This window comes from Mesorhizobium sp. B3-1-8 (genome assembly GCF_006439495.1).
Classification (GTDB): Bacteria; Pseudomonadota; Alphaproteobacteria; order Rhizobiales; family Rhizobiaceae; genus Mesorhizobium.
The window spans coordinates 56,875-68,513 of record NZ_VFTK01000014.1; the positions used below are offsets into that span (position 1 = coordinate 56,875).

The window sequence follows — 11,639 nt, forward strand, 5'->3', positions numbered from 1 at the left end:
GATGGATCGGGTCTTCGTGGAGTATTACGAGGAGGAACTGACCCATATCCGCGCGCTGGCCGCGGAATTCGCCGACATGCATCCGGCGGTCGCCCGCAACCTTTCCCTCGACACCGTTCCCTGCCCTGATCCCTACGTCGAACGGCTGCTCGACGGCGTCGCCTTTCTTGCCGCGCGCACGCGGCTCAAGGTCGACGCCGAGCGCTCGCGCTTTTCGCGCGCCGTGCTCGACGTGCTCTATCCGGACCTGGTGACGCCGGCGCCGGCGACGGCGATGGCCGTGCTGAAACCCGGACAGCAGGTGCAGTCGATGATCGCCGGCCATGCCGTGGCGCGCGGCACGCGGCTGGTTTCCGGCCTGCATCCCGGGCTCTCGACGCGCTCGACCTTCACCACCGCGCAAGAGGTCACGCTGTGGCCGATCGCGATCAATTCGGTCAGCTATTTCCAGGACCGCAGCGCGCTGGCCGCCGCCGGCATCGCGCCGGTCGGCGGCGTGCGCGGCGAAGCGGCATTCCGCATCGCGCTTACCCGGGCCGGGAAGGGCAAGCTCAGCGAATTGTCGCTCGACCGGCTCGATCTCTACTTCGCCGGGCGCACCAAGGCGCCGCTCATCTTCGACGCGATCTTCGGCGCCTGCTCGGCCGTCGGCGCGCGGGCGGAAGGCAAGACCAATCCGCTCACGGCGCTGCCCGAGCCCGAAATGATCGGCATCCACGACGACGAAGCGCTGATGCCGCGCACCCGCCCGACCTTCGAGGGATACCGGCTGCTGCGCGAATATTTCCTGATCCCCGAGCGCTTCCACTATGTGCGCGTCGCCGGCCTGCAGCCTGTGGTGCGCAAGTGCGATGGGGCAATAGAGATCATCTTCCTGTTCCGGCGTCCGGTGCCGGAACTCGCCGATGTGGCGGTGGCCGATTTCGAGCTGTTCGCAACGCCGATCATCAATCTCTTCGAACGCGAGTGCAACGTCATCGAGATCGACCCGCGCCGGACGCGCCAGGTGCTGCATGCCGACCGCACCCGGGCACGGGACTTCGAGATCTTCCGGGTCACCCGGGTGGAAGACGCCGACGCTGAAGGCAGCGAGGCGATCATCCCGGAATTGTTCAGCCTGGGGCAGAACCGCGGCAGCGGCTGGGTCTATTCGACCGAGCGGCGCCCCCGCCGGGCCACGGAGGACGAGCGGCGCGAGGGCCTGACCCGCACCTCCTACACTGGCGACGACGTGTTTCTCGCCGTCTCGCGTCCGGCCGGAAGCCAGCCCAACCGGCCGCTGAAACGGCTCGACGTGATGGCACTCTGCACCAACCGCGACCTGCCGATCCTGGACGATACGCCGGCGCTGACGCTGGAGACCGCCGATCCAGTGGAAGCGGTACGGCTGCTCGGCGCGCTGCGGCCGCCGCAGCCGGCGATCCCGGCAGCGCTGCCGGCCGGCGCCGAAGGCGAATCTCGCGCCGACAATCTCGCCTGGCGGCTGGTGGCGCAGCTCTCGCTCAATTTCCTCAGCCTCGCCAAGGAAGGTCGCGGCGTCGATCCGCTGCATGCCTTGCTCGACCTCTACGCCGATCGCGGCGATCCGAGCCTTGCCCGCAACGTGCATTCGATCACCCGCATCGACTCGCGGCCGGTGATTGAGCGGCTCAAGATCGACGGGCCGATGTGTTTCGGCCGCGGCACCGAGGTGACGCTGCATGTCGACCAGTCGGTGCTGGCGGGCCAGAGCACGCTGCTGCTTTCGGCCCTGCTTGCGCGGTTGTTCGCCCGCCATGCCGGGATAAACGGTTTCGTGCGGACGCGTACGCGGTTGCTGCAGAAGCAGGAGGATGTGCCATGGCCGATGACGCCCGGCAATCGCTACCTGATCTAGCGCGGCTGGCCCCAACTGAAGCGGAGCCGCTGTCGGAGGGGTACGATTTCTTCGAGCTGCTGCGCCGCCTGGAGCAGCGGCGCGGCCTGTTCGGGCATTCCGGAACCGCGGACCGTGAGCCGGCAAGGATCGGCCAGCATGTGCGGCTGAGCTTCTCGGCCCGGGACGTGATCAAATTCCAGGATGTGGGCGAAAAGGCTCCGGCGCGGGTGACCGTCGCCAATCTCGGCCTGCTCGGGCCGGAAGGGCCGATGCCGCTGCATCTGACGCGCTGGGTGCTCGACCGGCTGTCGCAGCGCTGGTTCACCGGCGCCGATGCCGAGCAGACCAGCGACACGACCTTCGTCGACTTCGTCAACATCCTGCAGCATCGCATGATCGCGCTCTATTACCGCGCATGGGCGGACGCGCATCCGGCGGTGCAGGTCGAACGTTCGGTCGGCGGGCGCGTCCGCGCCATGCTGGAAGCCATGGCCGGGATCGGCCTTCCCGGCACGCAGGATCCCGAGCTCGACACGGTGCGGCTACGGCAGGCCGGATCGCTGGCAAACCAGGTCGACGGCGCGGAGCGGCTGACGCTGTTTCTCGCCATCGCCTTCAAGGTGCCGGTGCGGATCAAGGAATTCGTCGCCGCCTGGATCACCATTCCGGCGGCGCTGCAGAGCCGTATCGGCAAGGCCTATGCGACGCTCGGCGGCGGCGCGACGATCGGGCCGCGCGTCTTCAGCCGGCAGAGCCGGATCGAATTGCGCGTCGGACCGCTGAGCCTCGACGACTTCAAGTCCTTCCTGTCCGGAGAACGGCGCCTTGCCCTGTTCAAGAAGGCAGTGCGCGACATGATCGGCGAAGCGCTCGATGTCGATCTCAGGATCGTGCTCGCGCGTGAAGCCGTGCCTTCGCCGAAGATGGGAACCATCCAGCTCGGCCGAACCTCCTGGCTTTCACGCCCCGCCGAAAGGGGGGACGCCGACGATCTCAGGTTGCGCACCATCGTCGGCTGGCGACCGGAAATGGCGGAGGCAGCCGCATGAGCCTGCTGCTGACGCTGGAACAAGGCCCGCGCTCGCAGGCGGTCAGGCAGACCCGGCTGGACGAGGGCGAACTGGTGATCGGCCGCAGCGCCGATGCTGGCTGGCAGATCGACGATCCGGACATGTTCGTTTCACGCGCCCACTGCAAGATCAGCGGCGGCCGCGACGGCTATTACGTCACCGACACGTCGAGCAGCGGATTGTTCATCGACGATTCCGACAGCCCGCTCGGCACCGGCAGGTCGACGCGCCTGCAAAGCGGCATGCGGCTGCGCCTGGGCGACTATGTGCTGCATGTCGAGGTTCAACCCAGCGCTGGCCACACCTCGATCGGTCAGGCGCCGATCTCCAACGCCGCGCCGGCATGGTCGCCGCCGCAATCGCGGACGCCCCCCAGCATCGGCGGCGACGATTTCTTCTCGGCCAAGGTCGAAGAAGAGCCGCAGCGGCCGCGCCCGGCAGGGCTGCCCGATCCGTTCGAACAGCCTGTGCCCGGGGCTTACGATCGCGCCGCGAACCAACGCAGCTCGCCCGCCTTCGACGACCCGTTCAGCCTCGATCCGGTGGCGACGCCGGCCTTGAGCGAAGAACCTGACGCCGCCCGGGCGGACCCCTTCGGCTTCGGCGAGATGCCATCGCGCAACGATATGCCCGAGCCCGCGCCGAAACCGTCCGGCTTCGACGATTTCAGCTTCGGACCAGCCGCGACGCCCGCTTCCGGCAGCAACGCCGACGCAACCGGTCGCGACGGGCGGCCCGCCGAGAAGCCGAAGGCCGCCCGTCCATGGGAGATACCGGCGCAGGCGGCCGACCCCTCAGCGCCACCACCTCGCCCTGTTCCCGTGCCCAAGCCATCGCGTCCGGCGCAACCGGCGTCCAGCGACATGGCGTTGCGCGCCGCGTTCTTGCGCGGCATGGGCGTCGAGGAGGCCGATTTTCCGGGGCGCGATGCGATTGCCGAAATGGAACAGTTCGGGCGGGAATACCGGCTGATGCTCGATGGCCTGATGCAGCTCCTGCGCAAGCGCGCCGAAGAGAAGGGAAGCGCGCGTGTCGCCCAAACCATGGTCGGCGCCTCCGAGGTCAACCCGCTCAAATTCCTGCCGACGGTCGAGGATGTCATCGTCACCATCATCGCGGAACGCAGCCCCGGCTTTCTCTCCGGCGAGGCGGCGATCGGCGACGCGGTCAAGGATCTCGCGCAGCATCACGTGCGCGCCTGGCGCGGCGTGCAGGCGGCGCTGCGGCGCATGATCGACCGTTTCGATCCGGCCGCGATCGAGGAAGAGCTCAAGTCCAATTCCGCGATCGGCAATCTGCTCGCCGGCGGGCGCAATGCCAAGCTGTGGGAACTTTACCAGAAACGCCATCGCGACATCGCCCAGAGCGCGGAATCGAGCTTCCTGGGCGAGATCGGCGCAGACTTCAGGGATGCATATGAAGAGGAGTAGGGACATGATCGACAGACGCGAATTCATCATTGCCATCGGCGCGACGGGGCTGCTTGCAGCTTGCCAGAGCGGCCCGCCGAAACCATCGGTCATCTCCGTCAACGTGACCGGCGGCGCCGGCATGAATCCGGGACCGGGCGGCGGCGACCGGCCGGTGACGGTGCTGGTGATGCGGCTTGCCAGCACCGGCAAGTTCAACTCGGCGGATTATTTCGCGCTGCAGGGCGATGCCGGCTCGGCGCTCGGCGCCGACCTCATCGGCTCGGACGCGATCTCGGTTGCTCCGGGCAAGACGGCGGCAAAAACCATCACGGTCGAACCGAACGCGACCGCGCTCGGTTTCGTGGCGCTGATCCGCGAGCCTGGCGGACGCAACTGGCGCACGACCAAGTCGGTGTCGCCGGGCTCGAAATTCACCATCAACGTCAGCCTCGGCAAGGGCGGCATCTCCGCTTAGCAACGTGGCAACCAGGCGGCAGGGCAGTGCAGAGAGTAATGGCATGAGCGACGCAAACAGGGTGCTGTGGTCGGAGGGCCTGTTTCTCAGGACCCAGCATTTCCAGCAGCAGGACCGGTTCTTCGAGGGGATGGTGCGCGGCGCCTTGCAGGCCGGCCAGCTCCATACGTTCGGCTTCCAGCAGCTGACGCTCGACCAGTCGCTGCTCGATGCCGGCCAGGTCTCGATCGTGTCCGCCCGGGGCATCTTCCCGGACGGCACGTCCTTCTCCATCCCGGAACTGATGGACGCGCCGAAGCCGCTGCCGGTCACGGCCGACACCGGCGCCGGGCCGGTGCTGGTGGCGTTGCCGCTCGAGCCGCCCGGCGGCGTCGGATTCGATCCGGCGCATGCCGCATCGACGGGCGCGCGCTACCACGGAAAGATCGTCCCGGTGCGCGATGCCGTGCAGGGCGGCGCCGATCCCGAGGAAATCGAAATCGCCCGACCGCAAGCGGTGCTGCTGGCGCCCGGCAAATCGGTCGGCGGCTACACCGCGCTGCCGGTCGCCGACATCACGGGCGTGCGCGCTGATGGCGGCGTCTCGCTCGACCAGTCCTTCCTGCCGCCGACGCTGATCACCGGCGCCGTCCACTGGTATCGGCAATTGCTGCAGGAGGTCGTCACCGGCCTCGACCAGATCGCCGAGGCGCATGGCAAGATGGTGATGGGCGGGGCCGGGCGCAGCGTCGAGGACCTTTTGATGCTGCACCTGGCGAACGCCGCGCGGCCACGCCTTGCCCATATGCTGGCCCAGGATGTCTTCCATCCGGCCGAGCTTTATCTTGAGCTTGCCGGCCTCGCCGGCGAGATGGCCACCTACGGCTCGAGCTCGCGGCGGCTCGGCGAACTGCCGGCCTACGACCACATGGCACCCGGCCCCGCCTATATGGCGCTGGCCGACGCCTTGCGTTCGCTCATCCTCAGCCTGCGCTACATCGAGCCGAAATCGCGCGCGCTGCCGGTCATGCGGCACGCGACCAATGTCTGGAAGGTGCGCATCGACAACCCGAAGCTTTTGGTCGCCAGCCGCATCGTCATCCGCGTCGGCTCCGAGCTTTCGGAAGACGCGCTGCGCAAGATCTTCGTCAACCAGGCGACGGTCGGATCCGCCGACCAGTTCGAAGGCCTATGGAAGTCGCGCCTGCCTGGCATTCCGCTGAAACCGCTTCATTCGCAGCCGCGCGAGATCCCTTATGACGGCGACCGGCTGTGCCTGGAGCTCGACCAGAAGAGCGAGCATTGGGCCTCGCTGCTCGACGCCCCCGGCTTCGTCATCGGCGTTTCCGGTGTGCTGCCGAGCGAGCCGCAGGTCGACTGCTATTCGGTGAACAGGTGAGGCCATGAGCCGGGATGATCCTTTCGGACTGTCGGAGGATCGCGAGCGCACCCGCATCCGGCTGACCGGCGCCGCGCCCCGGCCGATGGCGCCGCTGGCGCCGGGCGCGCCGGTCAAACGGGCGCGCTCCCATCCCAATACGCTCATCAACATCTTCGCGCCGCTGCTCGAATTCGCGCCGGAGCTCGAAAGCGCGCTGGCGCCGGAGAACCCGGAAGTCATGCGCACGCGCCTGCTCGACGAGCTGGTGCGGGCCCGCGATGCAACGGTTGCGGCCGGGTCATCGCTGGAGCGCGCCGACCAGGCCGCATGGGCGGTAGCGGCGCTGCTCGACGATCTCGCGCTCAACACGCCATGGGGCGGCGCCAGCGCCTGGCCGCGCCAACCGCTGGTGGTGATGCTGCGCGGCGACGTCGATGCCGGCACACAGTTCTTCACGCGGCTCGACGAGCTGGAGCGCCATCCCAACCGCGACCGGGAAATGCTGGAGCTGCAATATTATTGCCTCGCGCTCGGCTTCCGCGGCAAGTATCGCGTGCCCGGCCGCGCCGGCGACCGTTCGCTCAATGCCGTGCGCGTGGCGGCGGCGCGCTTCCTGCGCAACGCGGACGCGGAGGACGCGCCACTGTCGCCGAACTGGAAAGGCGTGATCGCTTCCGACGAGCCGCAGCGCTTCATCGTTCCGATCTGGGTGATGGCGCTTGCGGCGATCGTCGTCGCCGCGGCCGCCTATATCGGCCTGTCGATGGGCCTGAGCAGCCAGGCGGTCGAGCTCTCGGCGCTGGTGCGCACGCTGCCGCCGGCCTCGCGCGGCGACGTCACCCGCGCCGCGCCACAGCAAGATGCGCCCGAACCGCCGCAGCCCGTCGATTTCGCGCTGCTGCCCGAATTCAAGGCCGAAGCGCCGGACAACCTCAAGGGGGCGCTGAGCGGCACGGAGAGCGTCTCGCTGGCCAAGCTGATCGTCCAGTCCTCCAATCCCGAGCTCTTCCAGTCCTCCCGGCCGACGCTGACGGAAGGGTACGAGCCGCTGATCGCAGCGATCGCCAAGGTGATCCTGGACAACAAGGAGCTGATCGGGAAAATCACCGTCGTCGGCCATACCGACAATGTGCGCCTGCAAAAGTCCAATCCGTTTGCCAGCAATCAGCGTCTGTCGGAAGCGCGCGCCGAAACCATAGCCAAGCTTCTGGTGCAGGCCGGCGTGCCGCAAGAGAGCATCTCTTCCGAGGGTCGCGCCGAAACCGATCCGGTGGCCGACAACTCGACGCGCGAAGGCCGCGCGCTCAACCGCCGCGTCGAGGTTCTGGTCGAGAAGAGGCTCTGAGATGTTCATCCTGCGCTTCCTCTGGGCCGTCATCACCTCGCGATTCCTATGGACGCTGATCGGCATCGCGCTGCTTTCGCTGTTGATCTGGGTGTTCGGCCCGATCGTGCAGGTCGGCCCTTACGCGCCGTTCGAATCCGACAATGTGCGCATCGCCATCATCGCCGGGCTGATCATCCTGTGGCTGATCTGGCTGATCGTCGCGCAACGCCGCGCGATCCGCGCCAACCGCATGTTCGTCGCCGAGATCGCGGCGCCGGTGGCCGAAAAGCAGCTCACACCCGGCGAGGAGAGCGTCGCGGCCGTCGGCGCCAAGTTCGGCGAGGTGATGGCCGAGCTCAAGCGGCGCAAGCTCGGCGGCAGAAAATTCCTGCGCGAGATGCCCTGGTATGTGATCGTCGGGCCGCCGGCGACGGGCAAAACAACGGCATTGCGTCAATCCGGGCTCAATTTCCCGATCGACCTCACCGACGATCTGCAGGGCGTCGGCGGCACGCGCAACTGCGACTGGTTCTTCTCCGAGAACGCGGTGTTGATCGACACGGCGGGCCGCTACGTCCAGCAGGAAAGCCAGCCGGACGTCGACGCGACGGAATGGCTGGGCTTCCTCGACCTCCTGAAGAAGCATCGGGGCCGCCGCGCGCTCAACGGCGTCATCGTCGCGCTGTCGATCGACGCGCTGTCGGAGGGCGACGAGGCGATCAAGGCGCATGGCAGAAAAATCCGCCGCCGGCTGGCGGAGCTCAACGATCGGCTTGAGATCCGCCTGCCCGTCTACCTGATGCTGACCAAGGCCGACCTGATCAAAGGCTTCGAGGCCTTTTTCGGCGGCCTGTCGACGACCGCGCGCGAGCAGGTGTGGGGAACCACTTTTCCGCTCGACGCACGTGTCAACGCCGGCACGATCCAGACGGAACTCGCCAGGCTGGCCTCCGAGCTGGAGCGGCGGCTGGTGCCGCGGCTCGAGGACGAGGACAAGCTCGGCCAGCGCGCCGAGATCTTCCGTTTCCCGGCGCAGCTGGCGAGCCTCTCCGAGCCGATCCAGGTGCTGGTCGAGGCGATGTTCGGCGAAAGCCGCTACGAGGAGGCCGCCTGGCTGCGCGGCCTCTATCTGACCTCGGCGACGCAGGAAGGCGCGCCGATCGACCGGCTGACCGCCGCCCTTTCCTCATCCTTCGGACTGCCGCCGCGCCGCGCCATGCCGGCGGCGCGCGTCGAGAAACGCAGCTTCTTCCTCAGGAACCTGCTCACCGAAGTGATTTTCAAGGAAGCCGGCCTCGGCACGTTCGATCCGCTGGCGCAGCGCCGCCGCGCCTGGATCTGGCGCGGAGCCGCCGCCGCCTGCGCGCTCGCCGCCTTGCTCGCCGGCGGACTGTTCACCTGGTCCTATCTCGACAACCGCAATGCGATCACCGAGCAGGCCGGCCAGTTCGAGGCGTTGCAGCAGCCCCTGACCGACGTCGCCGCCATGCCGGCCGCGGTCGAGCAGCCGACCATGGACGGCGCGCTGGCGGCGATGGACGCGGTGGCGACGGCCCGCACCGCACCGCCGGACGCGATCCACAACCTGCTCGGCCCGACCGCATCGGCCGAGCTGGTGCGCGCGCAGACCGATACCTACGACCATGCGCTGCGCAACGTGCTGGAGCCGCATATGGTCGCGCTGCTGGAAGCCACGATGTGGCGGCAGATCCGCGATCCGGACTTCATGCTCGGCGCGCTGAAGACCTACCGCATGATGACCGGCCTGTCGCAGATGGACACCGATTTCGTCCAGAACTGGTGGGTGAACAGCCTGCCGCAATTCGCACCTGCCGCCCCCTTCCCAACCGCCGACGCCGAAGAGCACCAGCTTGCCGCGATCCGCCGCATGGCGGTCGACGACAGCTACATCGCGCCGGACAAGGAGTTGGTCGCCGAGGCGCTGAAGACGGTGTGCACAATCTCACTGCCGGAGCGCGCCTATAAGCAGCTCCTGGCCGACCCGGAAGTGGCGGCGGTCAAGGAATGGGTGCCGGCCAATTTCGCCGGACCGAACGGCGCCAAGGTGTTCGCGCGCCGCTCCGACAAAACGCTGCGTGTGGGTGTGCCGGGCCCCTACACCTATGCCGGCTTCCACGACGCGATCCTCGACCGGGTCGAGGATGTCGCCGGACAGGCGGCGCTCGACCGCGTCGTGTTTGCCGGCGGCTGCTCGGAGAATTCGGAGACGTCGGTCTCGGCGCTGTCGGAAGACATCCTGAAGCTCTATTACGACGACTATATCGCGCAGTGGGACTCGTTCCTGCGCGACATGCGGCTGGCGCCGCTGACCGACCTCAACGCCGCGAGCGAGAACCTCAAGGATCTTTCCAGCGCCGACTCCGCGCTGAAGCGCCTGCTGACCGCGGTGGTGCAGGAGACCGACCTGACCCGTTCGGACGATGCGGCGGCCGACGACAAGAGCGGCGGCGCCGCCAAGACCGGCTCGAAGCTACTCAGCAAGCTCGGCAAATTGGGCAAGGTGGTAAAGACCGGCGCAAAATTGCTGCCCCGCGCGGGCTCGGCCGACCAGGTCGACATGACCGGCAGCCTGGTCGCCGAACACTTCAAGCCGCTCAAGGGCACGATCGCCCAGGTCGACGGCCAGCCGCCGGCGCTCGACGCCGCCGTCGTGGCGCTGACGGCGCTGTCCAATGTGCTGCAGACCGTGACCGCCAATCCCGATCCGCAGGACGCCATCAAGAAGCAGGGCGGCCTCGCCGAACTGACAGGCGCGGTTGCGAGACAAGCGCAGATCCTGCCCTCGCCGATCAACGACTGGCTGGGCGGGATTGCCGGCGACACCAGCGGCCTGTCGCAGAAGGCCGTCACCAACGAGCTCAACGCCATCTGGCGGGCGGACATCCTGCCCTTCTGCCAGGCCGCGCTCAACAACCGCTATCCGTTCAGTCCGGAGAGCGCGGTCGACGTCAACGTGCGCGACTTCCAGCGCCTGTTCGGGCCGACCGGGCTGATCGACGCCTTCACCAACGACCACCTGATCAACTACGTCGACACCGCCAGCGAGCCATGGAAATGGCGCGCCGATTTCGGCCTGGACCCGGCGGCGCTGGCGGCCTTCGAACAGGCGCGCCACATCCGCGACGATCTCTTCCCCGGCGGCACCGGCCCTGTGATGAATTTTACGCTGGAGCCGAAGGATCTGTCGCCCAACGTGGCGCGGGTGACGCTCAACCTCGATGGCCAGAACCTCGTCTACTACAACAATGCGACCAGGCCGCAGCCGATGACATGGCCCGGCAAGGACGGCACCGGCGTGATCTCGCTCGCCTTCCAGCCGGTCGACGGCTCGCCTGAGCTAATGCTCAACGAGACCGGCAGCTGGGCGTGGCTGAGAATGCTGCGCGGCGGCCGCTTCAACGCGACCAAGCTCACCGACGTCTACAGCCTGCGGCTCGGCACCAAGGGGATGTGGGCCGATTTCGAGCTCAAGGCGGCCAGCGTCGAGAACCCCTACACGCTCGAAATGTTCAAGAAGTTCACATGTCCGCCACAGATCTGATCCTGCCCGGCTTTTACGGCAAGATGCCCGCCGCCGGCGATTTCGTGACGCGGCGGCTGCCGGGCGATTTCGTGCGCGTGTGGGACCGCTGGCTGGCGCAGCACATCGTGCCGCTGTTCGGGATAGAAACTTGGCCGACAGGCACGGCCTTGCGGTTCCTCAGCGGCCCTGGTGCCTTCGGCGGCTCGGCGGGCATCGTGTTGCAGAGCGCCGATCGGGTCGGCCGGCAATTTCCATTGAGCGTCGTCGCAAGGCTCCCGGACGCGCCGCTGAAGCTGGCCTATTGCGATGGCTGGTTCGATGGCATCGAGAGCGCAGCCTTCGCCGCGCAGCGGGGGGAGCTGACGACCGACGAGCTCGACGCGGCCGTGGCCGCCATGCCGGTTCCGCTTGTCGAAGGCGAGGGCGATGTCGTCGATGACCTGGTTATGTGGACCGCGCATACGGATATTTTCGACGTCGATCAGCTAGCGCCGCACACAACGCTGGAGCAGATCTTCACCGCGAGTTGGGAGACCAGTTGATGCAGGTGAAATTGAGCACAGAGGATGTTTTCCAAAACTGGTTCTTTTGAA

General features: G+C 67.4%; 8 protein-coding genes. All 8 read left to right on the top strand.

The features are described from left to right. Position 1 precedes the first annotated feature (1 nt). From tssF to tagF, 8 genes are read left to right on the top strand one after another with little or no spacing between them, the layout of a single operon-like run. Positions 2 to 1,876 carry a type VI secretion system baseplate subunit TssF gene (tssF, locus tag FJ424_RS14980; RefSeq protein ID WP_140654752.1) on the top strand — a complete coding sequence of 625 codons (1,875 nt, stop codon included), beginning with the start codon at positions 2 to 4 and terminating at the stop codon, positions 1,874 to 1,876. After that, on the top strand, positions 1,840 to 2,907 hold the full coding sequence (gene tssG / locus FJ424_RS14985; protein WP_140654750.1) for a type VI secretion system baseplate subunit TssG: 1,068 nt from the start codon (positions 1,840 to 1,842) through the stop codon (positions 2,905 to 2,907). The genes tssF and tssG overlap by 37 nt, the downstream gene beginning before the upstream one ends. Then, the gene (tagH, locus tag FJ424_RS14990; protein WP_140654748.1) at positions 2,904 to 4,358 is read left to right on the top strand and encodes a type VI secretion system-associated FHA domain protein TagH; all 1,455 of its coding nucleotides are present in this window, start codon (positions 2,904 to 2,906) and stop codon (positions 4,356 to 4,358) included. Before tssG ends, tagH begins: the two co-directional genes overlap by 4 nt. A 4-nt stretch (positions 4,359 to 4,362) precedes the next feature. After that, positions 4,363 to 4,815: a type VI secretion system lipoprotein TssJ gene (gene tssJ / locus FJ424_RS14995; protein ID WP_140643168.1), complete on the top strand. Its 453-nt coding sequence runs from the start codon at positions 4,363 to 4,365 to the stop codon at positions 4,813 to 4,815. Positions 4,816 to 4,858: 43 nt separating this feature from the next. After that, entirely contained in the window at positions 4,859 to 6,193 is a 1,335-nt protein-coding gene (gene tssK, locus FJ424_RS15000; RefSeq protein ID WP_140654746.1) for a type VI secretion system baseplate subunit TssK, read from the top strand. Between the two features lie 4 nt (positions 6,194 to 6,197). Further along, positions 6,198 to 7,520 (top strand): type VI secretion system protein TssL, long form, encoded by a 1,323-nt coding sequence (gene tssL / locus FJ424_RS15005; protein WP_140654744.1) that lies wholly within the window; start codon positions 6,198 to 6,200, stop codon positions 7,518 to 7,520. Between the two features lies 1 nt (position 7,521). After that, positions 7,522 to 11,064, top strand: coding sequence for a type VI secretion system membrane subunit TssM (gene tssM, locus FJ424_RS15010; protein ID WP_140654742.1), 3,543 nt, complete (start codon positions 7,522 to 7,524; stop codon positions 11,062 to 11,064). Further along, positions 11,046 to 11,588: a type VI secretion system-associated protein TagF gene (tagF, locus tag FJ424_RS15015; protein ID WP_140654740.1), complete on the top strand. Its 543-nt coding sequence runs from the start codon at positions 11,046 to 11,048 to the stop codon at positions 11,586 to 11,588. Before tssM ends, tagF begins: the two co-directional genes overlap by 19 nt. Positions 11,589 to 11,639 lie beyond the last annotated feature (51 nt).